Annotated in this window: 22 protein-coding genes and 1 tRNA gene; 13 read left to right on the plus strand and 10 right to left on the minus strand. The window is 54.9% G+C overall.

The window, feature by feature from the left end; all coding sequences use genetic code 11:
* Positions 1 to 115: 115 nt before the first annotated feature.
* The 5 genes from SAMA_RS17990 to menE all read left to right on the plus strand — a co-directional run bounded on the left by SAMA_RS17990 (position 116) and on the right by menE (position 5,889).
* The gene (locus SAMA_RS17990) at positions 116 to 547 is read left to right on the plus strand and encodes an Lrp/AsnC family transcriptional regulator (RefSeq protein ID WP_011761566.1); all 432 of its coding nucleotides are present in this window, start codon (positions 116 to 118) and stop codon (positions 545 to 547) included.
* Between the two features lie 282 nt (positions 548 to 829).
* On the plus strand, positions 830 to 2,548 hold the full coding sequence (menD, locus tag SAMA_RS17995) for a 2-succinyl-5-enolpyruvyl-6-hydroxy-3-cyclohexene-1-carboxylic-acid synthase (protein ID WP_011761567.1): 1,719 nt from the start codon (positions 830 to 832) through the stop codon (positions 2,546 to 2,548).
* Positions 2,530 to 3,363, plus strand: coding sequence for a 2-succinyl-6-hydroxy-2,4-cyclohexadiene-1-carboxylate synthase (gene menH / locus SAMA_RS18000; protein WP_011761568.1), 834 nt, complete (start codon positions 2,530 to 2,532; stop codon positions 3,361 to 3,363). The genes menD and menH overlap by 19 nt, the downstream gene beginning before the upstream one ends.
* On the plus strand, positions 3,356 to 4,459 hold the full coding sequence (gene menC, locus SAMA_RS18005; RefSeq protein ID WP_011761569.1) for an o-succinylbenzoate synthase: 1,104 nt from the start codon (positions 3,356 to 3,358) through the stop codon (positions 4,457 to 4,459). The genes menH and menC overlap by 8 nt, the downstream gene beginning before the upstream one ends.
* Positions 4,456 to 5,889, plus strand: coding sequence for an o-succinylbenzoate--CoA ligase (menE, locus tag SAMA_RS18010; protein ID WP_011761570.1), 1,434 nt, complete (start codon positions 4,456 to 4,458; stop codon positions 5,887 to 5,889). The genes menC and menE overlap by 4 nt, the downstream gene beginning before the upstream one ends.
* 116 nt (positions 5,890 to 6,005) lie before the next feature.
* Here the strand turns inward: menE and tnpA are convergent, their stop codons facing one another.
* From tnpA to ftsY, 5 genes are all read right to left on the minus strand, one after another.
* Complete coding sequence (tnpA, locus tag SAMA_RS18015; protein ID WP_011758714.1) at positions 6,006 to 6,452, minus strand: IS200/IS605-like element ISSham1 family transposase; 447 nt, start codon at positions 6,450 to 6,452, stop codon at positions 6,006 to 6,008.
* A 163-nt stretch (positions 6,453 to 6,615) separates the two neighbouring features.
* Positions 6,616 to 7,473, minus strand: a complete 858-nt coding sequence (gene rpoH / locus SAMA_RS18020; protein ID WP_011761571.1) for an RNA polymerase sigma factor RpoH — start codon at positions 7,471 to 7,473, stop codon at positions 6,616 to 6,618.
* A 212-nt stretch (positions 7,474 to 7,685) separates the two neighbouring features.
* The gene (gene ftsX / locus SAMA_RS18025; protein ID WP_011761572.1) at positions 7,686 to 8,651 is read right to left on the minus strand and encodes a permease-like cell division protein FtsX; all 966 of its coding nucleotides are present in this window, start codon (positions 8,649 to 8,651) and stop codon (positions 7,686 to 7,688) included.
* 9 nt (positions 8,652 to 8,660) lie between these two features.
* On the minus strand, positions 8,661 to 9,350 hold the full coding sequence (gene ftsE, locus SAMA_RS18030) for a cell division ATP-binding protein FtsE (RefSeq protein ID WP_011761573.1): 690 nt from the start codon (positions 9,348 to 9,350) through the stop codon (positions 8,661 to 8,663).
* Complete coding sequence (ftsY, locus tag SAMA_RS18035) at positions 9,347 to 10,978, minus strand: signal recognition particle-docking protein FtsY (protein WP_041410675.1); 1,632 nt, start codon at positions 10,976 to 10,978, stop codon at positions 9,347 to 9,349. Before ftsY ends, ftsE begins: the two co-directional genes overlap by 4 nt.
* A gap of 174 nt (positions 10,979 to 11,152) precedes the next feature.
* Between ftsY and rsmD the strand changes: the two genes are divergently transcribed.
* Both rsmD and SAMA_RS18045 read left to right on the plus strand, forming a co-directional pair.
* Entirely contained in the window at positions 11,153 to 11,782 is a 630-nt protein-coding gene (gene rsmD / locus SAMA_RS18040; RefSeq protein WP_011761575.1) for a 16S rRNA (guanine(966)-N(2))-methyltransferase RsmD, read from the plus strand.
* Positions 11,782 to 12,075 (plus strand): DUF1145 domain-containing protein, encoded by a 294-nt coding sequence (locus tag SAMA_RS18045; protein ID WP_011761576.1) that lies wholly within the window; start codon positions 11,782 to 11,784, stop codon positions 12,073 to 12,075. The genes rsmD and SAMA_RS18045 overlap by 1 nt, the downstream gene beginning before the upstream one ends.
* A gap of 86 nt (positions 12,076 to 12,161) precedes the next feature.
* On the opposite strand, the gene SAMA_RS18050 is transcribed toward SAMA_RS18045, so the two are convergent.
* The gene (locus SAMA_RS18050; RefSeq protein ID WP_011761577.1) at positions 12,162 to 12,725 is read right to left on the minus strand and encodes a NapC/NirT family cytochrome c; all 564 of its coding nucleotides are present in this window, start codon (positions 12,723 to 12,725) and stop codon (positions 12,162 to 12,164) included.
* 475 nt (positions 12,726 to 13,200) lie between these two features.
* Here SAMA_RS18050 and SAMA_RS18055 point away from each other — a divergent pair, with 475 nt between their 5' ends.
* The 5 genes from SAMA_RS18055 to SAMA_RS18075 all read left to right on the plus strand — a co-directional run bounded on the left by SAMA_RS18055 (position 13,201) and on the right by SAMA_RS18075 (position 19,883).
* A complete protein-coding gene (locus SAMA_RS18055; protein WP_011761578.1) occupies positions 13,201 to 13,650 on the plus strand; it encodes a hypothetical protein in 450 nt (149 codons plus the stop codon).
* A gap of 56 nt (positions 13,651 to 13,706) precedes the next feature.
* Positions 13,707 to 14,057 carry a heavy metal-binding domain-containing protein gene (locus SAMA_RS19480; RefSeq protein WP_011761579.1) on the plus strand — a complete coding sequence of 117 codons (351 nt, stop codon included), beginning with the start codon at positions 13,707 to 13,709 and terminating at the stop codon, positions 14,055 to 14,057.
* Between the two features lie 103 nt (positions 14,058 to 14,160).
* Positions 14,161 to 15,666, plus strand: a complete 1,506-nt coding sequence (locus SAMA_RS18065) for an efflux RND transporter periplasmic adaptor subunit (protein ID WP_232280565.1) — start codon at positions 14,161 to 14,163, stop codon at positions 15,664 to 15,666.
* Between the two features lie 9 nt (positions 15,667 to 15,675).
* Positions 15,676 to 18,822 carry an efflux RND transporter permease subunit gene (locus SAMA_RS18070; RefSeq protein ID WP_011761581.1) on the plus strand — a complete coding sequence of 1,049 codons (3,147 nt, stop codon included), beginning with the start codon at positions 15,676 to 15,678 and terminating at the stop codon, positions 18,820 to 18,822.
* Positions 18,823 to 18,911: 89 nt separating this feature from the next.
* Positions 18,912 to 19,883, plus strand: coding sequence for a ribonuclease T2 family protein (locus SAMA_RS18075; protein WP_011761582.1), 972 nt, complete (start codon positions 18,912 to 18,914; stop codon positions 19,881 to 19,883).
* A gap of 20 nt (positions 19,884 to 19,903) precedes the next feature.
* On the opposite strand, the gene SAMA_RS18080 is transcribed toward SAMA_RS18075, so the two are convergent.
* Complete coding sequence (locus SAMA_RS18080) at positions 19,904 to 20,680, minus strand: VOC family protein (RefSeq protein WP_011761583.1); 777 nt, start codon at positions 20,678 to 20,680, stop codon at positions 19,904 to 19,906.
* A 98-nt stretch (positions 20,681 to 20,778) separates the two neighbouring features.
* Between SAMA_RS18080 and SAMA_RS18085 the strand changes: the two genes are divergently transcribed.
* On the plus strand, positions 20,779 to 21,204 hold the full coding sequence (locus tag SAMA_RS18085) for a globin family protein (protein WP_011761584.1): 426 nt from the start codon (positions 20,779 to 20,781) through the stop codon (positions 21,202 to 21,204).
* A gap of 33 nt (positions 21,205 to 21,237) precedes the next feature.
* Here the strand turns inward: SAMA_RS18085 and SAMA_RS18090 are convergent.
* From SAMA_RS18090 to plsB, 3 genes are all read right to left on the minus strand, one after another.
* Positions 21,238 to 21,311, minus strand: a tRNA-Gly gene (locus SAMA_RS18090).
* A 63-nt stretch (positions 21,312 to 21,374) separates the two neighbouring features.
* Positions 21,375 to 22,631 (minus strand): tryptophan permease, encoded by a 1,257-nt coding sequence (mtr, locus tag SAMA_RS18095; protein WP_011761585.1) that lies wholly within the window; start codon positions 22,629 to 22,631, stop codon positions 21,375 to 21,377.
* Positions 22,631 to 25,054 carry a glycerol-3-phosphate 1-O-acyltransferase PlsB gene (plsB, locus tag SAMA_RS18100; RefSeq protein ID WP_011761586.1) on the minus strand — a complete coding sequence of 808 codons (2,424 nt, stop codon included), beginning with the start codon at positions 25,052 to 25,054 and terminating at the stop codon, positions 22,631 to 22,633. The genes mtr and plsB overlap by 1 nt, the downstream gene beginning before the upstream one ends.
* Positions 25,055 to 25,105 lie beyond the last annotated feature (51 nt).

A 25,105-nucleotide genomic window follows, 5' to 3' on the forward strand; every position in this document is an offset into this window, starting at 1 on the left:
CCACATTCTGCCGCCCTTTTCCTGCATTAGGTGGCCTTAAACCGTCATTTTGGCGGTTATTAAAGATAAATCCGGCATTTCGTCGGCAAGCTCAAATCATCAAGGAGTTTTCAGGTTGGATAAGTTTGATCAGGCCATTATTCAGGCCCTGCGCCAGGACGCCAGAAGAAGCATTTCCACTATTGCCGACGAAGTGAATCTGTCGCGCAGTGCAGTCTCAGAACGTATAAAAAAACTTGAGCAATCCGGCGTTATCCGCGGCTACCAGGTTCTCCTGTCTGAATCGCAAAAAGAAGGAGTTTCGGCCTACTTTGAAATTCAGCACAAGTGCCCGCGCTGTGCCGATGTGGTGCACGTGTTCCACGCGATTCCCGAAGTACTGACCTGTCATGGGATCTCCGGTGATATGGACCTGCTGGTGTATGTCCACGCCCCATCCATGCGCCGCCTGCACGAAATCCGCGAATATATCGACACCCATACCGACATTGTCAAAATCAAAACACACGTTGTCATGAGTGAGTGGATTAACAATCTCGCCCCCTAAGCCAAACACACAATCAGCGCAGGTGAGTATGGCATTCAGCACTCTGAGGGCTGGGAGTGCACGCATGATTCATCTGGCGAGCCCCTCATACTCACTCCGGGGAATGGTGGCCATGAATCAGCAGTCCTGTGACAAGCGGATGCTCAATCCGAATGGTTTGATGACCAACCCGTTGAACGCGGAACAATTAGCGAGACCTAATGCTAATTCTGACAAAATTAGCCTGTTAACCAGCAGGGTTAGGGGTACACTAAGGTCACTGTTATCCAATCCCTTTTCACCATGGATCACTTGCATTCGAGTACTGCCGAACTCAATTTGTTGTGGGGCTCTTTGATTCTGGAGGAGCTCACCCGCCACGGTGTAATGCATCTGTGCATGGCACCGGGCTCCCGCTCGACGCCACTGACTCTGGCGGCCGCCGCACAGGATAAGCTGACCCGGCATCTGCATTTTGATGAGCGGGGGTTGGGGTTCCTTGCCCTCGGGTTGGCGAAAGCCAGCCAGGCCCCCGTCGCCATCATCACCACATCGGGTACCGCCGTGGCCAACCTGTATCCGGCCATAGTGGAAGCATCCCTCACCCACGTGCCCCTGATTATTCTCTCCGGCGACAGACCCTGGGAACTGATTGGCTGTGGCGCCAATCAGGCCATTGAGCAGCTTGGTATTTTTGGCGGTTACGCCCGCCAGCTCAATCTGCCGACTCCCGACCTGCGAATTGGTCCGGAAGTGCTGCTCAGCGCCCTTGATGAACAATTGGCCAATCTCGACCGGCCGCTGCATATCAATTGCATGTACCCCGAGCCCCTGTATCCGTCAGAACACAGGTTCGATCAGTTCGACAGTTATTTGAGTCGTCTTGGCCAGTGGCAGGATACTCAGGTGCCTTATCTGTCGGTGGCCAATGCCAGCCTCAGCGCCTTCCCTCCCCGGGATGCCATGATGCGCTTTGTCCATGGCAAAGGGGTGATAGTGGCGGGCACCCTGACCGAAGCCGAAACTCCGACAGAACTCATTACCTTGTCGCAAAAACTGGGTTGGCCACTGCTGACCGATGCTCAAAGCCAGCTGCGCCAGCATCCGGGGGCCATAGGGCATATCGATCAGCTGCTGCTCAATCCCAGGGCCCGCGCCCTGTTGGATCAGGCCGAACGGGTACTGGTATTTGGCGGCCGACTCCTGTCGAAACGCCTAATCAGTTATCTGGCTGAAAAAGACTGGCACAGTTACTGGCAGGTATTACCCCATCAGGAAAGACTCGACCCCAGCCACAGCAACAAGCAACTTTGGCTCGGCCGGGCTGGTGATGTCTGCGCCCTGGAATGGCCACGCTCATCCGAGGCCAACTGGGCGGCGTCGCTTATCAGCCTGAATCAGTCAGTTGAGCAGGACTTTATCCATCATATTGATGGCGGCGAATTCGGTGAGGCTCAGGTTATTCGCGCCATCGCCGCCAGCCATACCGCCGAGCAGCAACTCTTTATCGGTAACAGCCTGCCGGTGCGCCTCTATGATATGTTTGCGCCCATCGGCTGCTGCGCCGCGTCTACCTATACCAACAGAGGTGCTTCCGGCATCGATGGTCTTATTGCCACCGCCTGCGGTGTCGCCCGTCATAGCGGACGGCCCACCACCCTGATTCTCGGGGATTTGTCTGCGCTGCACGATTTGAACTCTCTGGCGCTCGCCCGGGATTGCCAGTCACCCCTGGTCATAGTTGTGCTCAACAATGATGGCGGCAATATTTTTAACTTGTTGCCGGTTCCCACAGAAGAGCTTCGCAGCGACTTCTATCGCCTCAGCCACGGGTTGGAATTTGGCTACGGCGCCGCCATGTTTGGCCTGCCCTACGACCGTGCCGAAGATATGGAGGCCTTTATCGATGCCTATCAGGCGGCCCTGGAACATCCGGGCGCCTCTGTGATTGAAGTGACAGTGGCCCAGGATCAGGCCAGTAATCAGATAAGGAGAATGGCAGAGTGGATACGCAGCCGCTGAAGCCCTGTCTGCTGTTGTTACATGGCTTTTTGGGCAGCGGCAGCGATTGGGATACATTGGCTCCCGAACTCGAACCCCATTTTCGGCTGCTGACACCGGACCTACCCGGGCATGGCTCAGCACCGTTTGACGTGCGCTTCGACGATAAGGCTGAGAATCAGCCTGACGGCAAGGGCATAAGCCCGTTTGACAAGGTTAGCCTTGCCCTGCTCGACTGGCTCGCCAAGCAGGACGTGACCGAGTTTCACCTGCTGGGTTATTCCCTCGGTGGCCGCCTGGCCCTGCATCTGGCGAGTCTGGCCCCAAAAAGGCTGCTGAGCCTTAACCTTGAATCCTGTCATCCGGGCCTTGAGAGTGACAGCGCAAGGGGCGAGCGGCTCGCCGCCGACAGCCTCTGGGCCAAACGACTGGCCACTGAGCCCCTGCCTGAGTTTCTCGATGCCTGGTATCGTCAAGGCGTATTTGCCCATCTCGATGACAACGCCCGCCAGGCTCTGGTAACAAGGCGCTGTGCCCAGCATCAAGACAACAACCGCCAGGCGCTGTTGCAGATGTATCTGGCCACCTCGCTGGCAAATCAACAGGATCTCAGAGCCGTACCAGCCAACTTGCCCTGCCCGGTGAATCTTTATGTGGGCGAGGAAGACAACAAATTTACCGCCCTCGCCAACCAGTGGCAGCAGCAAGCGGGTATTCACGTATATAGAATTGAAGGCGCCGGCCACAATTGTCATGCCGAGCAGCCGAGCCTGTTTGCACGCAGTCTGCTTCAGGGCATATTCCATCAATCCAGCGCGGATCAATCGCATGTCTGACTCTTCTTTTGCCCTCTATCCCTATCGCATCGCCCTCAGCCGCCCGCTGCCCGTGGGTAAGCAGCGTATTATGCATCGCAGCGGCTTGGTGATAGAGGTACGCACCGGCGAGCGGAGCGTCTTCGCCGAAATAGCGCCCTTAAGCGGCCCGGATATGGATGGTGCCCCTATCCTTGGCTTCAGCTCCGAGTCGCTGGACGAATGCATTCAGACACTAAAAAGCAGTCTTGCAGGCATTAGCCCGGCGACCGAAGCCGAGTGGGGAGCGAGGCTTGAGACTTTGGCCGATTCCGCTCCGGAAGCGTCAGTCGCCTGGGGGCTGGGTATACTGGCCGCTCAGCTCAATGAGCAGCTCTGTGTGCTGTCACCTGATAGTGCCCAGCAGCCGGATGATAGTGCTCACCCAATGCTGGGCATCCCACTCATTTATCTTGCCCAGGACGAGCCACTGGAGAGCATACGAAAGCGCGTTAAAGCGCTGCCAGATCACACCCGATTCGTAAAGGTGAAGGTGGGCCAAACCTCCATGGAGACCGAGCTGAACCTCATCCATGCGATTCTTGCAGAGCGGCCACAACTGAAGCTGCGTCTCGATGCCAATCAGGGCTTTGAGTTGGAAGATGCCATTGATTTTTGTGCATGCCTGCCCAGGGGCGCCATCGATTATATCGAAGAGCCCTGTCGTAATCCGGCCGACAATCCAGCACTCTTCCGGGCTGTTGGCATCAGCTATGCCCTGGATGAGTCTCTCATCCTGTCAGACTTTCACTTCCCGGATGATCCCCAGTCTCAGGGGCTCAGGGCATTGGTGTTAAAGCCCATGCTGCTCGGCTCGCCCGCCCGGGTGCAGGCGTTTATTGAGGAAGCCCATTCGCGGGGCATTCGCTGTGTTATCAGCTCGGCACTGGAGTCATCTCTGGGCATAGCCGCGCTGGCGGCCTTTGCCAAACAGGTCACCCCGGACGAAGCGCCGGGGCTAGATACCCTGTTTCCCTTTGAGGCCGACTGCATCGTCTCACAAGGCCAAAAGCGTTGCCTCACCCCAGACGCCCCGGGGCCTGTGCTTGGCTGTGAACTCGGAGCCTCGCTGCTGTGAGCCCTCAGCGTTCAGTCAGGCCTCAACTATCCATCTCGCCCCTGCAGCAAGCATCGGCCACCTGGCCCGACGCCCATGCACTGATAACGCCGGAATTCACCTTGTCTTTCGAGGTGCTGGGCAAGCTGGTGCGTGAGGTTGCCAGACAGCTTAAGACACAAGATATACAGCGCCTCGGGGTGATTGGGCCCAACAGTGTTGAGCAAATTGTCCTCTACTGGGCCTGCGCCGAAGCAGGTGCCCTTTTTTGCCCCCTGTCATGGCGCTTTCCGGTTTCTCAGCTGGAGATTCTGATACGGCGTTTTGCCCTCGATGCACTGCATGCCCCGACGCTTGAAAGCCTTTGCCCTGCGTTACCCCGTATTCATGTTGCCGACATGATTGGCGGAATAGGGGCAAGCTCCCTGACGACTCCGGCCAGCGCAGTATTGGACCTGTCGCAGCCGGTTAATCTGGTGCTGAGTTCAGGCTCCACGGGCGAGCCTAAAGCCGCAGTACATGCTCTGGCCAATCATATTGCCAGCGCTGAGGGTGCCCGATGCCTTATCCCGCTGTCACCGGGCGATCGCTGGCTCCTGTCATTGCCGCTGTTTCATATCGGCGGTATCGCCATTCTCAATCGATGTGCCCTCGCCGGGGCTGCGGTGGTGTTGCCACAGCAGCAAGCATCGACAAGACCACTGTCGATGGCGCAGGCCATGTCAGCACTGTCACCCACCCATGTCTCTTTGGTGGCGGCGCAGCTCACTGCGCTGCTTGAGGATTCGCCTGACTCACTTAGCTCAGTTAAGGCGTTGCTGCTGGGGGGCAGCGCCATAGGTGGCGCGTTGCTTTCACGACTTGAAGCACTGGGGATACACGCTTTTACCAGCTACGGCATGACAGAAATGAGCTCGCAAATCACCACAGGCCCCGCCAATAGCGAGGGCGCAAGCGGCACCCTGTTGCCGGGACGGGAGCTCAGAATCCATCAGGGGGAAATTCAGGTACGAGGCGAGACTCTGTTCCTTGGGTATCTGGAGGATAACGGTCTGAGATTACCGCTCACCGATGACGGTTGGTTTGCGACCAAAGACTGCGGCCATCTGGACGAAGCCGGCAGACTTTTTGTGGCGGGGCGGCTCGACAACATGTTTATCTGCGGCGGAGAAAACCTGCACCCGGAAGAAATTGAAGCGGCGCTGTGCCAACATCCTCTGGTGCTGGAGGCCATCGTTTATCCCAAAGCTGATAACACTTTTGGATTCTTGCCCCATGCGCTGCTGCGCTGCCGCAATACCATGCCCTCCCAAGGGGAATTGGATGACTTCCTTGCAAGCCGTATCGCCCGCTTTAAACGGCCTCGCAGTTATCAGGCATGGCCACAGATGGCAAGCAGCGGCCTGAAAACCAACCGCAAGGCGGTGGTGGCCGCAGTGCTGCGCCAGTGAATCACAGTGAATGCCAAGGCGCCAAAACCTGTTAATGCCTGACGGATAACCACAAGTAAAAATCCACCTGCATAGCAGGTGGCTTTGACACGGCCCCCTAAAAGGGGGCTTAAAAACTAACCTTCTAGCCCCAATGCTATCTGCCGTTTCTCTTCTTCTTTGGCTGTCTTTTCTTGGTGCCGTACATATCTGCGGATTATCTCTTCATTCGCTCCTACCGAGTCAACAAAATAGCCTCTTTGCCAAAAGTGATTCCCCCAGAGCTTTTGCTTTCTCAAATACGGAAATTTCGCAAACATTCTGATTGCCGTTCTTCCTTTTACAAAACCCATTAAGTCCGACACGCTTAGACTCGGTGGAGTTCTGACTACTAGATGAACATGATCTTCCTGCACATTCAGTTCTACGACTCTGCATTTCTTCATGTTGCAGTAAACATAGATACTTCGATAAAGCTCTTTGCCAAGATTACCTTTTAGGATTTTGTACCTGTACTTCGGTGTCCAAACGAGGTGATACTGACAGCGATAGAACACGTGAGACGCGGATTCATATCTGCTCATGCTACTTACTCCTTGATTTGCTGGTAACAAACCGAGGGAGTATTTAGCATGGGCATTCTACGGGCAAAGCCCCACTAGAACGATCACCACCTCCATAGGAGGTGGTTTTAGAGTGACAACAAAAAAACCGGCCATTGGGCCGGTTTTCTTTTATTGAAGCTTATCAGGCTTCCATACGCGCCTTGAGCTTGTTCATGGCGTTCTTTTCAAGCTGACGAATACGCTCAGCTGACACCTGATACTGCTCCGCCAGCTCCTGGAGAGTGACCTTGTCGTCATCCAACCAGCGGGCACGCAGAATGTGCTGGCTGCGCTCATCGAGAGTCTTAATGGCAGCAATCAAACGATTCTGGGCATTGGATTCCCAATTGTCGTTTTCGATGTTGGCGGCCAAATCGGAAGAGTGGTCTTCCAGATAGTGCACTGGAGCAAAGCCTTCATCGTCGTCGTGATCGTTGACCAAATCGAAGGCTTGATCCTGAGCCGCCATACGCGACTCCATCTCGGTCACATCGTCTTTGGACACACCCAGGTTTTCTGCCACCATGGCCACTTCGTCATCCGAGAACCAACCCAGACGCTGTTTGGCTTTACGCAGATTAAAGAACAGCTTGCGCTGGGCCTTGGTGGTGGCCACTTTAACAATGCGCCAGTTTTTCAGCACATATTCGTGAATTTCTGCTTTGATCCAATGCACGGCAAAAGACACCAAACGCACACCCACATCAGGGTCGAAACGTTTAACGGCCTTCATCAGGCCTATGTTGCCTTCCTGGATCAGGTCGGCCTGTGGCAGGCCATAGCCTGAGTAGCTCTTGGCCACATGAACCACAAAGCGCAGGTGGGACATAATCAGCTGCTTTGCTGCCTGCAGGTCACCGGTTTCCTGCAAACGCTTGGCGAGCTGATACTCCTGCTCCGCCTCCAGCATGGGCATGCTGTTGACCGAGTGAATATAAGCTTCAAGACTACTGGCTCCCTGGGGGACCATCAGTGCCATTGATTGCGTTTGTCCAGTCATTGGTACTCCTGATTACTTCTCACATTTGCCCGTAGCTGACGCCGGATGGCGGCCAAACCGGGCTGATGAACTATCGGCCATCTGACATGTCATGTCAAGCAAGCATCCGGCATACCGGATCCGCGTGCTGGACACAGGTCGCTATTTTGGCTCTGCAGGTTGGACATCACAAGTGAACATTCGTTCATTTATCAGCCAATGCACCCGCACTATCAGGACGGTTCTATCGCCCTAAGATGCTGACGCACGGATAAATATGAGCCAAGCCAGCCGAGGAACGAGGCCAAAAACACCAGCTGAACCAATTCGGTAAAGCTTAAGGAAGCCATTTCGATATCGCTGCCGTAGAGCCCGAGCAGCTCGGCAATGGCGCCATCGAGATACCACACCAGCAGGTTGATAATGATCCAGGCCAGCATGCCGCCGATCACCCCATACCAGATGCCGGTGTACAAAAACGGCCGTTGAATAAAGGCTTCGGTAGCCCCAACCAGCTTCATCACCTCGATTTCGTTGCGCCGATTCATAATCGCCAGTCGAATGGTATTGCCTATGATAAGTACCACGGCCACCACCAGGAGCGCGGCAATGGCAAGCACAGTGCGTTCCAGTAAGCGCACCACGGCCTGCAGTCGTTCCAGCCATTCGATGTCGAGGCGGCCAAAGCTGACGCCCTGCTCGCGCTCAAGCTTGGTCAACAGCTCGCGGGCGCCTATAGGGCTTGAGAATTTCTCGGTGGGCAGCACAGTCACCACTGCAGGCAGTGGATTGGACTCGAGATACGACAGGGCCTCGCCAAAGCCTGAGAGACGCTGAAACTCAGCCAGTGCTTCGTCCCGATTAATGTAGTGCACCTCAGCTACCTCCGGGTACACCTTGATGCGGGAGATCAGACTTTGAATTGCCTGCTCGTTCTTGCCTTCTTCAATAAACAGCGAGATCTCAGCGGCGTTGTTCCAGGACTGAGTGATGGTGTCGGCGTTTTTAACCAGTACCTGCAGCGCGGCAGGCAGACTCAGACTCACCCCCAGCACCGCCATGGTCATCAGTGACGATACCGGATTACGCCACAGCTCACCGATACTGGCCATACCCTGCTGGATGTGGCGGATGAAAAACATCACGATTTGCCCACTGATGGGCAGCTTGCTGCGGGTCAGTTCGCCATGTTCGCGCATCTTGGCTCCTTATACACCCGGACGCAGAGGCTCGCCGATTTCGCGCGCCCCCAACATGCGGCCCTGACGCAGAGTCAGGGTGCGGTATTTCATCCGGGCTATCAGCCCCAAATCGTGGGTAGCAATCAGCACGCTGGTACCGGCATCATTAAAGGTTTCGAATAATCGGAGGATGTCCATGGAAAGCTTGGGGTCCAGGTTGCCCGTGGGCTCGTCGGCCAGCAACAGGGCCGGCTTGTTGACTATGGCTCGGGCGATACCGACGCGCTGCTGTTCACCGCCGGAGAGCATGATGGGGTTATGGCGCTCTTTGCCATACAGACCCACCATATCCAGCGCAGCGGCGACCCGCTTTTTAATTTCACCGTGGCTGAAGCCTTCTATCACCAGGGGCAGCGCCACATTGTCGAACACGCTTCTGTCCATCAACAGATGGTGGTTTTGGAAAATCATGCCAATTTCACGGCGCAGGTAAGGCACGTGGTGGCGGCTGATATCGGCGATATCGTGACCGTTGATAAACACCTTACCGGCACTGGCACGTTCGATAACGGTAATCAGTTTGAGCAGGGTGCTCTTTCCCGCCCCCGAATGGCCGGTGAGAAACGCCATCTCGCCTCGGCGCAGATGGAAATTCACATCGGACAGGGCCTTCTGCCCCCCGGGGTAGACCTTGCTGACCTGCTCAAATCGAATCATGTGTTATCCGTTTTCTCCTGACTGAACAGGGCATCGATAAAGTCGCGGGCGTTAAATACTCGCAGATCGTCTATCTGTTCGCCAACACCTATGTAACGGATAGGAATACCAAATTTATCGGCAATGGCAAAGATCACCCCGCCTTTGGCGGTACCATCGAGCTTGGTAATGGAGATACCGGTTACACCGACGGCTTCCTGGAACAGCTTGGCCTGGCTGATGGCATTCTGGCCCGTGCTGGCATCCAGCGTCAGCATCACTTCGTGGGGCGCGCTCTCGTCGAGCTTCTTCATTACCCTCACAACTTTTTTCAGCTCTTCCATCAGATGGTTTTTGTTCTGCAGACGACCGGCGGTGTCGCAAATCAACACATCCACACCCTTGGCCTTGGCCGATTGCAATGCGTCAAACAGCACAGAGGCACTGTCGGCACCGGTATGCTGGGCAACCACGGGAATATTGTTGCGCTGCCCCCACACCTGCAGCTGCTCAACGGCAGCGGCGCGGAAGGTATCACCTGCAGCCAGCATCACGCTCTTGCCCTGACTCTGGTACTGCTTGGCAAGCTTGCCAATGGTGGTGGTTTTACCCACACCGTTTACACCCACCATCAGGATCACATAAGGACCCTGCGCATTTTCCGGCACCAGAGGCACGCTGACCGGCTCCAGAGTGCGCTGCATTTCTTCACGCAGCAGTTCGTATAAAGCCTCGGCATCTTTCAGCTGTCTGCGGCTGGCATGCTCGGTCAGGCTCTTGATCAGCTTTGAGGTGGTTTCTACACCCACGTCGGCAATCAGCAGCTGCTCTTCCAGCTCTTCAAACAGCTCATCATCAATTTTCTTGCCGCGGAACAGGCCGATAAAGCCACTGCCAATATTCTCGCTGGTGCGCATCAGGCCACGCTTCAGACGAGCAAAAAAGCCCTCTTTCACCGGCTTGGCCTGAGGCTCTGGCTGAACTTCTTCTGCCTGTTCAGTTTGCACCGATGCGGCTTCAGCAGCGCTCTGCTCAGCAGCAATGCGTTCCTGCTCTGCCTGTTCGGCGGCAATGCGCTCGGCTTCCAGCTGCTCTGCTGCAAGACGAGCTTCTTCCTGGCGCTCAGCTTCCAAGCGGGCAGCTTCGGCTGCGGCCTGCTCGGCAGCAATGCGTTCCTGCTCGGCTTGTTCGGCGGCGATGCGCTCGGCTTCCAGCTGCTCTGCTGCAAGACGAGCTTCTTTCTGGCGCTCAGCTTCCAAGCGGGCAGCTTCGGCTGCGGCCTGCTCGGCAGCAATGCGTTCCTGCTCGGCTTGTTCGGCGGCGATGCGCTCTGCTTCCAGCTGCTCAGCTGCAAGACGAGCTTCTTCCTGGCGCTCAGCTTCCAAGCGGGCAGCTTCGGCTGCGGCCTGCTCGGCAGCAATACGTTCCTGCTCGGCTTGTTCGGCGGCGATGCGCTCGGCTTCCAGCTGCTCAGCTTCTAAACGTGTAACTTCAGCTGCCGCCTGTTCAGCGGCTTCACGCTCCGCTTGTTCGGCCGCAGCGCTTTCTGCCTGAACCTGTTCGACAATCGCGTGTTCTGCTTCGGCCTGTTTTGCGGCCGCATCATCCTTGTCCCGGCGGAACCAGGAGAAAAAACCTTTCTTTGACATCTGTGGTACCGGTCTGTGTTGGCACTGGGCCGTTTTCGAAGCTAAGGCTTCATCGGTCATTCCATGCCGTCTGGGAAGGTATCCCTGAGGATACGCTTTACGTTAAAATGACGACCTTTTACGGGGTGGCCTAGTCTACCACTTTCTTTCTTCGGGCAAAATGACGGGAAATCAATGAGCAGAAATCGTTCATCGGCTGGGCGCGGACCGGGCACCAAACCGAGCGGAGCCATGGGTTCGGGGCAGGTTCGGATCATTGGCGGTCAGTGGCGTTCACGCAAGCTGCCCATCAAAGATTTGGAGGGGCTGCGCCCCACCACTGACAGAGTGCGTGAAACCCTGTTCAACTGGATAGCGGCCGACCTGCCCCATGCCCGGGTACTGGATTGCTTTGGGGGCAGTGGCGCCCTGGCGCTGGAAGCCCTGTCCCGTTATGCCAGCTTCGCCAAGGTGTTTGAGCTGCAACGGGACGCTGCCAATCAGCTGAAAATCAACCTGCAAACCTTGAAGTGCGACTGCGCCGAGGTGGTCAATGGCGATACTCTGGCGTTACTGGCCGCAGGCACCGCAGAAGGATTCGATATCGTCTTTATCGATCCCCCCTTTCGCAAAGGTCTGGCAGAAGCAACCCTGCTGGCGCTCAAGGACCATGGCTGGCTGAAAGAGGATGCGCTGGTGTATCTCGAAACCGAAAGTGAACTCGCTGCCATGCCGCTGCCACCAGGCTTTACAGAGCTTAAACACAAGACAGCCGGCCAGGTCTGCTATCGCTTATTGCAATTCAACCAGGGAGAGCAAGCATAATGAAGTGGCTGATCATGTTTGGAAAGCTCGCCACCCTCGGTGCCTGGGTAATGATGGGCTACAACCTGCTTACCCCGTTCGATGGCAACATAGGTACCCTACTCAAGATTTTACTGGGGGTCACCGTGGTGATGCACAGCTTCCAGTTGGGGGTGTTTCATTTACTGTTCAAAAAGTTGCTGCCACTGAAGGCGAGCGATTATTTGCAGGTGTTTGCCTTTGGCGTATTTGCACTGCTGGAGTACCGCGCCATAGCTTTGGCTAAGTTTGAAGCCGAGGCCCGCAAGGGCTAGAGCCACCCAACAAAAAAGCCCCGTAATCGGGGCTTTTTGCTATCGGGTTATTCCTGGCGAAAGTGCCACTATCGCAAGGGCTGTTATCAACTCTTTGGATAGGGGTGGGCAACACCCTTGTGGCAATCGATACAGGTCTTGCGACTTTCAGGATCTTTCTTGAAGTTGTTACTGTGCATGCGCACGGCCATCTTGCTCATGTTCTCAGACTGATTTTCGTAAATACGATTGTGGCAGTTCTGACAGGTGGATGAGTCGATGGAACGCAGATAGTCACGGGCCAGGTCCGCTTGTTCTTTACGGTTTGCTTCCAGCCATTCCTGAGTGTTGAAACCATCGATGGTCAGGAAACCGATAACGTCCTTGGATACGATGATTTTCTTCTTCAGGTAAGCGAAAGGTTCCTGAGCAATGTGGCACTGCTGACACTGCACAACAATACCGTTTTTATTGTTGCCGTGAGCCGAGGCCAATACTTCGTCTTTCAGTGAATGGTTGCTGTGACAGCTCATACAGAACTCGTCTGTACTGGTCATATGCAAGGTGGTTTGAGTCGCAAAGTAGCCCACCACGCCAACCACAACACCTACCAACAGCAGGGCAAATATTGAGTATTTCGCGCTGGGTTTGAATAGTGCACGCCAGTTCATCACTCTATCTCCTAAATTTTTAGGGTTATTTTTTTAGTAGCCCCATAGTAGGGTAATTTTGGTTGAAGAAATTTGATGCTAACCGGGATTTTATAGCGAATAGCCAAATTTTGTGTGGGATTGAGATCCAGCGCAAACTTTGCTAGTTCGATAACGTCTTCCCTGATGTTTCAACATAAAAACCTAAAGTAAAGGCAAGAAGCTTGCAAGCCGTACAGCGTCCGTGTTGTAGAGAAGCCCTTTGATTATTCATTGAAAGTTTATCCCCACCCCTAATGGGAACTTTTGTCTGACGAACCCGGTCTGATAAAACACAAAGAAACTGTGCCCTACAGCACAAGCTTCACCACTCTGTCATGCCCCTTGCTGGTCATCATGTCAACAGCGCACTGATAGCTGCGGGTTTGTGAGTAAAATCAATATCCAATTAATGGCACTGTGCTAATATCGACGCTGTTCATAGTTTGAGGTCATTATGTCGCTGATGCTGCGTAAACCATTGCTGGTGATGATTACCCTGCTTGCCCTTGTGGGACAGGCATTGGTGGGTAATGGCCACGCCATGGTAATGCAACCCGACATGGCCAAGCCTATGGATAGCGCCGTCATGGCTCAGCACCCTGAAATGGCCGACACGACCCATGATTGTTGTGACAGCCTGGACATGCCAACGCTTCCCGACCACAGCATGTCTTCCTGTTGCGATGGTAATGGGTTTTGTACCGGTGATTGCAGTCATTGCCTGACTATTTCGGTTAATCTGAGCCTGCCCATTGGCAATGTCTGGCCATTTTCCTATGGTCCGGAAGAAGCCATGGCGCTGCCCTTGCCTCATTTCCACTCCATTGCGCCCACTGCCGCCTTCAAGCCCCCCCAGGGCCTGAACGCACACCTCAAAAATACGCAATTAATTCAGTTTCTTTGAATATAAGGTCGTTGCAGCTTTTCTCATTCCGCTGCTGACCCGAGTGGAGTATCTCTATGAAAACACTGATTGGCCTGTTTTTGGCCGCCCTTTTATCTGTCACTCTGTCCGTTGACGCCCAGGCGACACCTGCCCATGAGCATCACGCCCACCAGGCAACCGCCGCCGAAGCAAGCCATGCCTGCCCCATGCATCCTGACGTTACCGGTAAAGCCGGCGACAGCTGCCCCAAGTGCGGCATGGACTTGGAAGCAAAGCATACCCACGCCTGCCCTATGCATCCGAAAGTAACCGGTGCTGCCGGTGATTCCTGCCCAGACTGCGGCATGGATCTCGAGCCGGTTGCCGCCAAGGGCGAGCACTGCGCCAACTGTCCTAAAAAAGCCATGAACCATCAGCATCACTGACAGGCCAAGGGTGGAAATGAGGTTTACTATGAACACGAAAAAGCAAAAAAGTGCCCTGCTGCTGATGGGTGCCAGTCTGGCATTCGGTCCCGGCATGCCTGCCATGGTATTGGCTGAAAGCCCACAGCAGTCTCCCGCATCGGAGGCCGCAGCAGCCGCCGTTTATCACTGCCCCATGCATCCCGAGGTAGAAAGCCACGAGCCGGGGCGCTGTCCCAAGTGCAAGATGTTTCTGGTACCCGGTGCAGGCATCTCTGGCCAGTCCAGCGAGCCCTTGGCTGAGGCGCACAAGACCTATATTTGCCCCATGCATCCCGAAGTGGAAAGTCATGAACCCGGCCGTTGTCCCAAGTGCAACATGTTCCTCGTTGAAAAAGAAGAGGAAGAAGAGGCTGACCCTCAGCCAGAGCATAAGTCGACGGAAGATCACAGCGCCCATCTGGCCGCACAAAACGATATTTTCGCCACCCCTGCAGCCAGTCCAATCGACGGTGGCAAGGTCAAATATGTGTGCCCCATGCACGCCCATATCATCAGCGATGAGCCCGGCACCTGCCCCATCTGCGGTATGGACCTCGAGAAGGTAGAACTCGGCGGGGGCCAGGAGGTTCTGGTCGACGTATCCGGTGGCATGCAGCAGGCACTGGCGCTCAGGGTTGCCAAAGCCGAACGCCAAACCCTGTGGAAATTTGTCGATACCGTTGGCCAAATCGAATACGACGAGCGCCAAATCCACCATGTGCACGCCCGCCTGAACGGTTGGATTGAAACCCTCAAGGTCAATGCCGTTGGTGACAAAGTCAGTAAAGGGCAATTGCTGTACGAAATCTATTCGCCGGATCTGGTTAACGCTCAGGATGACTATCTGCTTGCACTGGATACCGTTAAAAAATCCGGTGATTCAGGTCGTTACAAAGAGTTGCTGCGAAAAGCCAGTCTGCGACTTGAACTGCTCGGCATGAATGAGGCGCAAATCAAAGAGCTTGCCAAAACCCAAACGACCCAATATCGGGTGCCCTTCTACGCCCGCCAGGATGGGGTGATCACCACCCTGAATACCCGTGAAGGCATGTACATTCAACCCATGAGCGAAGTGCTCGCCCTGACAGACATCAGCAAGGTATGGGTCATAGCCGACGTATTCGAAAATGAGCAGAGCTGGCTCAAAGTAGGTCAGCCCGCCGAAGTGGCGGTACCTGCCATGGGGCTCAGCGGCATCAAAGGCACCATAGATTATATTTATCCCGAGCTGGACCCTGTCACCCGCAGCCTGCGGGTACGGGTAGTGCTGGACAACCCAAACCAACAGCTGCGCCCCAATACGCTCGCCAAGGTCAAACTTTATGGCGGGCCCGAGCGAGACGTTCTGACCATTCCCCAGGAAGCGTTGATTCAAACGGGTAAGGAAAACAGGGTGATAGTTCGCACCGCAGATAACAGCTTTGCCGCCCGCCAGGTCACTGTCGGCATGTATTCCCAGGGCAAGGTTGAGGTGCTGTCTGGTCTGAGTGACGGTGAAGAAGTCGTGACATCCGGGCAGTTTTTGCTGGACTCCGAAGCCAGTCTCAAGGGCAGCCTGATGCGCCTTGGCAGCGGCCATCAGCACTAAGGAGGCCTTATGTTGGATTACATTATCAAGTCTTCTATCCGCCAGCGATTTATGGTGCTGGTGGTGGCGCTGATGGTGACCCTTTGGGGCATTACAGAACTTAAACGCACACCGCTGGATGCACTGCCGGACTTATCTGACGTGCAGGTGATCATCAAAACCAGCTTCCCCGGGCAAGCGCCACAGCTGGTGGAAGAGCAGGTTACCTATCCCCTGTCCACTGCCATGCTGGCTGTGCCGGGGGCCAAGACCGTACGGGGCTTCTCCATGTTTGGAGACTCCTACGTTTATGTGATTTTTGAAGACGGCACCGATATTTACTGGGCCCGCTCGCGGGTGCTGGAATACTTAAGCCAGGTACGCACCCGGCTGCCAGCCGGGGTTGAGCCGTCCCTCGGCCCCGACGCTTCCGGTGTAGGCTGGGTATATGAATACGCCCTTGTCGACCGAAGTGGCAACCTGGACCTGTCACAACTCAAGAGCTTGCAGGACTGGTACCTGAAGCTGGAACTGCAAAGTGTTGAAGGTGTGTCTGAAGTGGCAACCGTCGGCGGCATGGAGCAGACTTACCAAATCGTGCTGGAGCCCGACAAGCTGGCTATCTATAAGCTCGACATCGCCACCATCAAGGCCGCCATCACCCGCGCCAACAGCGAGGCCGGTGGCAGTGTGGTGGAAATGGCCGAAGCCGAGTACATGGTGCGAGCCAAAGGCTACCGCCAAACGCTGGATGACTTCAGGGAAATCCCCCTTGGGATCACCACAGGTGCCGGCACGCCGCTGTTGCTTAAAGATGTGGCCACCATTCGCAAGGGCCCGGCATCCCGCCGTGGCATCGCCGAACTCGACGGCGAAGGCGAGGTGGTGGGGGGTATTATCGTGATGCGTTACGGTGAAAATGCCCTGGCCACCATAGATGCGGTCAAAGCCAAGCTGGACGAACTCAAGGCAGGTTTACCTGATGGCGTCGAGATTGTGCCTACCTACGATCGTTCGCAGCTCATCCAAAACTCGGTGGACAACCTGCTCACCAAGGTGGTCGAAGAGATGCTGGTAGTGGGCTTGGTGTGCCTGCTGTTTTTGCTGCACGCCCGCTCGACCCTGGTGGCCGTGTTTACCCTGCCATTGTCGATTCTTATCGCTTTTATTGTGATGAATCACATGGGCATCAATGCCAACATCATGAGTCTTGGTGGTATTGCTATCGCCATTGGTGCCGTGGTGGACGGCGCCATTGTGATGATTGAAAACCTGCACAAGCACCTGGAGCACTTCAAACGGCAACATGAACGCGAGCCAAGCACCCGCGAGCACTGGGAAGTCGTGACCCAGGCATCGCTGGAAGTGGGGCCCGCGCTGTTTTTCTCGCTGCTGATTATTACCCTGAGCTTTATTCCTGTGTTTGCGCTGGAAGCTCAGGAAGGCCGTCTGTTTGCCCCCCTCGCCTACACCAAAACCTTTGCCATGGCCGCAGCCTCAGTGCTGGCCATTACTTTGGTGCCGGTGCTCATGGGCTATTTTATCCGCGGTAAAATCCCGTCGGAGGAAGCCAACCCCATCAGTCGCTTTTTGATTGCTCTGTATAAACCCGCGCTGAACAAAGTATTGGCCTTCCCCAAGTTGACCTTGTTGGTTGCGCTCCTGGCACTGGCCAGTGTGGTGTATCCGGCAAGCCGAATGGGCAGTGAATTTATGCCCGAACTGGAAGAAGGGGATTTGTTGTACATGCCCACGGCCCTGCCGGGGATAAGCGCGGGCAAGGCCGCCGAAATACTGCAGCAAACTGACAGGCTGATAAAAACCGTGCCTGAAGTGGCCAGAGTGTTCGGCAAAATTGGCCGCGCCGAAACCGCCACGGATCCGGCGCCACTGACCATGCTGGAAACCACCATCATGCTCAAGCCTCGGCAGGAATGGCGTGAAGGCATCAATCTGAACGATATCGTGGATGAACTGCAGCGTACCGTGAAGGTACCAGGGCTCACCAATGCCTGGGTGCAACCCATCAAAACCCGCATCGACATGCTCTCTACCGGCATAAAAACGCCGGTGGGCATCAAGATAACCGGGGCCAATGTGGACGAGTTGCAGCAAATTGGTGCCAACGTCGAGGCCATTCTGGCCGCATTGCCCAACACCCGTTCCGCTTACGCAGAACGGGCCGGTGGAGGACGCTATATCGACATCGCACCCAAGCTGGATGTAGCCTCCCGCTACGGCATGACCCTCAACGACATCCAGGACGTGGTGCGCTACGCCATTGGTGGCATGAATGTAGGTGAGTCAGTGCAGGGCGCCGAACGCTATCCCATCAACCTGCGTTACCCACGGGAACTGCGCGACAGCCTGGAAAAACTGCGGGCATTGCCGGTTATCACCAAATCAGGGCACTATCTGCCTTTGGGCAATCTCGCTGACATCCAAATCAGCGATGGCCCTCCGATGCTCAAGAGCGAAAACGGTCGGCTGATCTCCTGGGTGTTTGTGGACATTCAGGGCACATCAATCGGTGAATACATACAGACAGCCAAATCGGCACTGGAAGCTGAGCTGAACCTGCCCCCCAGATACAGCTACAGCTTTGCCGGCCAGTATGAATATATGCAGCGAGTCGATGCCAAGTTAAAGCAGGTGGTCCCCCTCGCCATCGGCATCATCTTTATCCTGCTGATGCTGACCTTTGGCTCGGGCAAGCAAGCGAGCATGATCATGCTCAGTCTGCCTTTTGCGCTGGTTGGCAGCACCTGGTTGCTATATTTGCTGGACTACAACCTGTCGGTCGCAGTGGCCGTGGGTATGATTGCCCTCGCGGGGGTTGCCGCCGAGTTTGGTGTGGTGATGCTGGTGTATCTGAACAACGCCATCAAAGACCGCGATGCGCTGGGCCACTACCACAACGAAAGCGATCTCAAGGCCGCATTGGTTGAAGGTGCAGTCATGCGTATTCGTCCCAAAGCCATGACGGTAGCGACCATCTTTTTTGGTCTCCTGCCCATCATGTGGGGCGCGGGGTCAGGCAATGAGGTGATGCAGAAGATTGCTGCACCTATGGTTGGCGGCATGGTGACGGCACCATTGCTGTCGCTGTTTGTGCTACCGGCGCTCTATTTGCTGGTATACCGCAAACGCTTCGCCGCCAAGGGTGACGAACAGTAATGTATTAGTCTACTTATTGATATGTAAGGCTTCCTCTTATGGGGAAGCCTGATACACTGGGCTAATTTTTCTTTCGGGTAATGCCTCAAGTGACGTTTTTTCTGCGCCTGTTACCACTGCTCATCGGTGTTTTATCCCTGCCAGTTGCTGCCGATACCTTTGTTGCCAAACAAAGCTGCCCCCTGTACCAATCCAAAAATAAACTGACCAATCCCAATGAGGTGATGACTGTCCCCGGGCAGGCATATCCGGTATTGGAACTGCTGGGTAACCCAAAACGGCCAGACTGGGTGCGAGTCACCACGGCGGCGCTGGAGTCCCCCGAACGTTGGGTCGCGGCAAAGTGCGGAAATCTTGAGAGCCACCCGGCCAAAGAGGCACCAGCCCGATGTGACATTAGCGGTGAGCAGGACAGCCATGTGCTGGCACTGAGCTGGCAAGGCGCCTTCTGTGAACTCTTTGGCAAAGGAAAGCCCGAGTGCAAGGCTCTGGACGACACAGCCACATCGACTCGCTGGTTGTCATTGACACTCCATGGCCTGTGGCCCAACAAGAGCGCCTGTGGCACCGACTATGGCTTTTGTGGTGAGGTAAAGCACAAGGCCAAGGGATTTTGTAAGTATCCCGACATTGCACTCAGCGATGCTGCAAGGGATAAGTTGGCTCTGGTGATGCCATCGGCCGATTTTGGCTCCTGCCTTGAAAAACATCAGTGGTGGAAACACGGCAGTTGCCAGCAGATGCATGCCGATCAGTACTTTATCGAAGCTTCCAGGCTTACCGGCTTAGTTAATGAAAGTCGCATGGCAAAATTGCTGGCAGACAGCAGCGGCAAAATGCAGTCAACGGCAACCCTTCGTCAGGCGTTTACCGACGAATTTGGTAAGCAGAGTGCAAAGCGGATTAGCTTTCATTGCAGTCGCGGCTTGTTAACGGAAATCCGTCTGAGCCTGCCGGCAACCCTCGATGCTTCTTTGGAACTCAAACACTTGCTGGCCCGCCAGGCGCCGGAGCTCAGAGACAGCTGCCCGGCTAGCTTTCTGGTTGATGTGCCCGGCTAGCACACCTTTGGCGGCGTATTTCAGCCACCGTGGATGGCAATGACAGAAAACACACCGCCATCCGGGTCGTTGAGCACAGCGAAGCGCCCCACCCCGGGAATATTGGTAGGGGGTACACACAGAGTGCCCCCCAATTCTTGCGCCCTCCTGGCAAAAACATCGCAGTCCACCACCTGGAAATACAACATCCAGTGTGCGGGCATTTCGCCCCACTCTGCCGTCATCTCCAACATGCCGCCAAGGGCCTCGTCAGCAACCAACCATTCCCGGTAAGGCATGTCTTCGTTTGCGGATTCCCGGCAGTCCCAGCCAAAAACCTGACTGTAAAATCCCTGAGCCCGTGAGGGGCTCCGACAGGCAAGTTCTACCCAACACAGGGCTCCGGGTTCGCCGCGGCGCTTGGCTCCAATGTGCCTTTTGCTCTGCCACACGGCAAAGCGGGCTCCTTCGGGGTCAGCCAACTGCGCCATCCAACCGGCATGACCCACCTCATGGGGCCCCATAATAAGCTCTCCCCCCGCCGCTTTAACCCGTTCAATGGCCGCATTCACATCTTCTGTCGCGAAGTAAATTCCCCATTGGGTCTTTACGCTGCCAGCCAATGCAGAAGGCACCTGATAGATGGCTCCGAGGTCGTCCCCATCGAGAGTAAACATCGAGAAAGCACTGCCGGGCATGGCCATATCAGCCATCTCCCAACCAAACAACTTATGATAAAAGTCCTTGGCACCCTGCCAGTCATGGGTGGCCAGCTCACTCCAGCAAGGCTGACCCGGTGCATATTCGATTACACGCATGCCCCTGACTCCTTCAGGTAAGTGTATGGAATTCAAGTTAAGTAGTCTTAACTAACTTTGTCTATGCTTAGGGAAACAATTTCAGGGATGGAATCTCTATGTCACTGACCAACGACCAAATATCACTCATCAACCAGTCTTTCGGCCTGGTTCGCCCCATTGCCGATGACGCAGCGGCACTTTTCTATCGCAACCTGTTCGAAATAGACCCATCACTGCGGTCATTATTTAAATCCGATCTCAAGATTCAGGGACGCAAGCTGATGGCGATGTTGGATGCCGCAGTAAAGGGACTGAATAACCCGGATAAGTTAGTCCCTGTCTTGCAGGACCTGGCCCGGCGGCATGTGCAATACGGAGTGAAAACCCATCATTTTTCTCCCGTGGGCAACGCACTGCTGTATACCCTGGCCGAAGGCTTGGGTGACAAGTTTACCAAAGAAGTGAAAGACGCCTGGATAGCGGTATTACATTTGGTCGCAGATGTGATGAAGGCGGAGATGAAAAAGCAGGGCTGTGCCTAGTCAAGTGAAACGGGAGAAGTGGAGCAATTGGACTGGAGCGGGTGAAGGGAATCGAACCCTCGTATGCAGCTTGGGAAGCTGCCGTTCTACCATTGAACTACACCCGCCTTTTACGCGTTATAAATTACTGAAATCCATGCCTTTGTCAAGCAAAGGCATGGCAGTATCCTTTAACGGTATACAGGTAACAGCTCAGCCATTGCGAGCAGATGGCAAGCTGCCGTCAGAATACCGAAACTTATCACCAGATAGATAACACCAGCGCCACCTGGCACCCTGAAACCGGGGTAGTCCGGTTGCTGCTTTCTGAGCTTCAACGCCATGACTCCGGGTACAAGCAGGGTCCAAACGGTAGCCGCCAGCGCAGCAAAGCCGATGGCGACCAAAAAGCCGTCGGGAAACAGCAGCCCCAACAAGGTCGGCGGCAAGAAAGTGACGGCAGCGGTCTTAAAACGCCCTTTAGCGTCATCGGCAAAACCAAAGAGGTCTGCCAGATAGTCAAACAATCCCAGGGTCACGCCAAGGAATGAAGAGGCTACAGCAAGGTTGGCAAACAGGGTCAGCATTTTGCCGAGCCAGTCGTTGGCCATGACCTCCGACAGGGCCGACACCAACACGCCCATGTTGCCACCCTGAGCTATGATATCACTGAACTGACTGCGCGGCAGATTGCCCATGGCAGCCAGCAGCCAGCACACATAAATCACCAGTGCGATAAAGGTGCCGATACAAATCGCCTTAATGATGACGGACGGATTTTTACCGTAGTATTTCACCAGAGAAGGCACGTTGCCGTGGTAGCCAAAACTCGCCAGCCCGAAGGGAATTGCTGCCCACAAAAACGGGGCAAAGCGGGCTTCGCCATCGGGCGAGAATAAATTGCTCGGCTGCACCTCAATCAGTAGGTTTCCGACCGCCAGGAAGAAGGTCATTATCATGCCACCCAGCATAATGGTGGTGATTCTGTCCACCGCTTTGGTACTTATCATAACGATGGCCGCCAATACCGCAGCAAACACCAACCCAGCCACACTTTGTGGCAGGCTGATGCCCATTCCCGACAGGCTGTGATTCACGATGGAGCCACCACCACTGATATAGGCGTATGTCAGGATATAGAGCACGAAGGCAATGGAGAGCCCGTTGACGATACGGCCAAAGCGTCCCAAGCTGTCGCGGGTAAGGGTATCAAAGCTGGCACCCGGCTCGAACCTCAGGTTAGTTTCCAGCAGCAGTAATCCCGACAACAACATGCACAGCCAAATCGCCACCATCAGCAGCAGCGAATAGCCAAACCACATGCCGGCGCCCACCACAGGCAGGGAAAACATTCCTGCTCCCACCGTAGTACCGGCGATAATCATGGCGCCACCCAGCAGCGATGGAGTTTTGACCGGATGCCTGGCGGCATTCATGTGGTTAGCCATCAGTCGTCCTGCTCCTGATTCAGCGTCTCAATAATGGTCTGACGCACTGAGCTTCTGAGGAGCCCGTTGGCATGATCACGGATTTTACGCACCTTGTCGCCATCTGCCTTATCAGACAGATAACCCAGATCTTTCAGCTTACTCGACAGCAATGCATAGAGCTTTTTGTCGTAAAACTCAGGTGCCATGACCCCATGAATGGCACCGAGGCGACTGGCCAGACGATGGCTGTGATGCTCGAGGTCGGCGCGCTCCATTCTGGGTTGCTCACCCAAGAGGTTGAAAATAATGGCGTAGCGTTTGAGAGTTTCACCTACCACACCGGCCAGCAACAACAGCTGATTGATACGGTCGTCGACCAGTTTCAGTCGGTTATCGCCGGTAATCAGGCCCTCTGACTTAAAGCACTCCACCAGCGCATCCACATAGGCTGGCAAATCGGTAACACCCATAAAGAGCTCTGCCTTGAGCAGCGGATAGAACTCGGCAACCAGCTCCTGCAGTTCTTCTCTGGAGACTTCTTCATGGCGCACCATTACTGTGGCAATCAATGAGGGGATCACAAACAAGTGGATGATGTTGTTGCGATAATAGGTCATGGAGATGGCAAGGCTATCATCAATGGAGATGATGGTACCCAAATCATCCTTGGTTTCGGTCAGCTTGTTCAGCTCAATGCCGCGATCGACCAGCTCCTTGCCACAACCCTCTGTCACTGATGCGTACGAGGTATAAGGGACGGATTTCAGCAGGCTCAGATACAAATCAATCTGGCGCTCCAGCTGGTTGCGCTCCAGCGCATTTTGCTCCGAGGCCAGCAATACCATGCTGGAGAGCGTAACAGAACTGGCGGCTGCGGCATCATTGATACGGGTCATCACCCGATTGGCCAGTGCATTCACCACCGGGGTCAGCCAGGAAGGTTTTTGTTCGGGATCTTCACCCACTTCCTCGCGCCAATTGGGAACTTTTTCGGTCAAAAAGTTCTGCAGGGTGATGGGCTGGCCAAAATTCACATAGCCACGGCCAAAATTACCCAGTTTGCGTATGGCACCAAATACCTGCCACACGGATTCCTTTTCTTTTTTCTTGCCCGACAGCTCTTTGTGATAAGTAGCCACTTCCATCACATGGTCGTAACCCAAATACACAGGCACCAGAGTCACTGGTCGCTCAATGCCACGGATAACCGAAGACAAGGTCATGGCCAGCATGCCGGTTTTAGGCGCCAGCAGACGACCGGTACGGGAGCGGCCACCTTCGGTGAAGTACTCCACCGAATACCCCTTTGCGAACAGCTGATCCAGATATTCACGGAATACTGCGGTGTAGAGCTTGTTGCCGTTGAAGCTGCGGCGGATAAAGAAGGCGCCGCCACGGCGGAACATGGGGCCTGCTGGCCAGAAATTCAGGTTAATCCCGGCCGCAATGTGGGGCGGCACCATGCCTTCGTAATAAAGGATGTAAGACAGCAACAAATAATCCATGTGCGAGCGGTGGCAAGGCACATACACAATCTCATGACCGTCGTGGTGCAACTGGCGAATTTGCTCGGCACCCTTGATACTGATGCCCTTATAGAGCTTGTTCCACAGCCAGGTGAGGAAGCGCTCGGCGATACGTACCAGGCTGTCGGAGTAGTCGGCAGCAATCTCATCCAAATATTGAATGGCAGTTTCACGGGCCTTTTCTTCTGAGATTTTCTTACTGGAGGCCTCTTCAGCAATGGCTTTTTTCAGGTTGTCAGATTTCAGCAGGGCATGGAACATGGCTTGACGATTGGGCAACACAGGTCCGGTCATCACCTTACGCTGACGGCGGAAATGGACTCTCGCGACCCGGGCAAGCTTGTGGGCAATGCGCTTATCGGTGCCATGTTCATCGGCCATATGACGAAGTGACACAGCACGGGAAAACTGCACAAAGTTATGACGACCCAGGAACAAAATCATCAAACACTTACGCAGCCAGGTCGGATCTTCCCGTTCGAGTACTGCCGCACGCATGGTGTCATCCTCTTTACCCGGGGTACGTCCCCAGTAAAGACTCACAGGCACCAGCTGTATATCGAGTTCTTGCTGCTGACGGTGCAGGGCCAGTAATTGCTGGAAGGTCTGCAAAAAAGGCTCATTACTGTCACGCTTTCCAAACAGCGGCTTTCGGCCTTCCAGACACACGACCCTAGGGGTCTTGATCCCATCAATTTCCAGCATCTGATAGGGGCTGGGTAATCCAAGCTTGCCAGTTATCTCATGGAGCGCAGCGATATCGCTCACAGACTCGGTTTTCATGACGTAAACCAAGGGGCGGGAGGGATCGAGATTCAAATCGGCGAAGGGATCCTGAGGTACCACTATGGTGTGTACCAACTGCTTTTGGATCCACCGCAAGGACTTAAACCAAAAAGACTCGTGTGCTGACATTCTGATATTGGGAACCTGGCTTCAATCAATAGCGCAATAGAATATCAGACA

Origin of the sequence: Shewanella amazonensis SB2B, from assembly GCF_000015245.1 — a bacterium.
In the GTDB taxonomy this organism is placed as follows: domain Bacteria; phylum Pseudomonadota; class Gammaproteobacteria; order Enterobacterales; family Shewanellaceae; genus Shewanella; species Shewanella amazonensis.

Bases quoted from the DNA above. Each gene is read 5' to 3' on its own strand.
- menD (WP_011761567.1), top strand. From the start codon at position 830: ATGGATCACTTGCATTCGAGTACTGCCGAACTCAATTTGTTGTGGGGC.
- menC (WP_011761569.1), top strand. From the start codon at position 3,356: ATGTCTGACTCTTCTTTTGCCCTCTATCCCTATCGCATCGCCCTCAGC.
- tnpA (WP_011758714.1), bottom strand. From the start codon at position 6,452: ATGAGCAGATATGAATCCGCGTCTCACGTGTTCTATCGCTGTCAGTAT.
- rpoH (WP_011761571.1), bottom strand. From the start codon at position 7,473: ATGACTGGACAAACGCAATCAATGGCACTGATGGTCCCCCAGGGAGCC.
- ftsX (WP_011761572.1), bottom strand. From the start codon at position 8,651: ATGCGCGAACATGGCGAACTGACCCGCAGCAAGCTGCCCATCAGTGGG.
- ftsE (WP_011761573.1), bottom strand. From the start codon at position 9,350: ATGATTCGATTTGAGCAGGTCAGCAAGGTCTACCCCGGGGGGCAGAAG.
- ftsY (WP_041410675.1), bottom strand. From the start codon at position 10,978: ATGTCAAAGAAAGGTTTTTTCTCCTGGTTCCGCCGGGACAAGGATGAT.
- rsmD (WP_011761575.1), top strand. From the start codon at position 11,153: ATGAGCAGAAATCGTTCATCGGCTGGGCGCGGACCGGGCACCAAACCG.
- SAMA_RS18045 (WP_011761576.1), top strand. From the start codon at position 11,782: ATGAAGTGGCTGATCATGTTTGGAAAGCTCGCCACCCTCGGTGCCTGG.
- SAMA_RS18050 (WP_011761577.1), bottom strand. From the start codon at position 12,725: ATGAACTGGCGTGCACTATTCAAACCCAGCGCGAAATACTCAATATTT.
- SAMA_RS18055 (WP_011761578.1), top strand. From the start codon at position 13,201: ATGTCGCTGATGCTGCGTAAACCATTGCTGGTGATGATTACCCTGCTT.
- SAMA_RS19480 (WP_011761579.1), top strand. From the start codon at position 13,707: ATGAAAACACTGATTGGCCTGTTTTTGGCCGCCCTTTTATCTGTCACT.
- SAMA_RS18065 (WP_232280565.1), top strand. From the start codon at position 14,161: ATGGTATTGGCTGAAAGCCCACAGCAGTCTCCCGCATCGGAGGCCGCA.
- SAMA_RS18070 (WP_011761581.1), top strand. From the start codon at position 15,676: ATGTTGGATTACATTATCAAGTCTTCTATCCGCCAGCGATTTATGGTG.
- SAMA_RS18080 (WP_011761583.1), bottom strand. From the start codon at position 20,680: ATGCGTGTAATCGAATATGCACCGGGTCAGCCTTGCTGGAGTGAGCTG.
- SAMA_RS18085 (WP_011761584.1), top strand. From the start codon at position 20,779: ATGTCACTGACCAACGACCAAATATCACTCATCAACCAGTCTTTCGGC.
- mtr (WP_011761585.1), bottom strand. From the start codon at position 22,631: ATGGCTAACCACATGAATGCCGCCAGGCATCCGGTCAAAACTCCATCG.
- plsB (WP_011761586.1), bottom strand. From the start codon at position 25,054: ATGTCAGCACACGAGTCTTTTTGGTTTAAGTCCTTGCGGTGGATCCAA.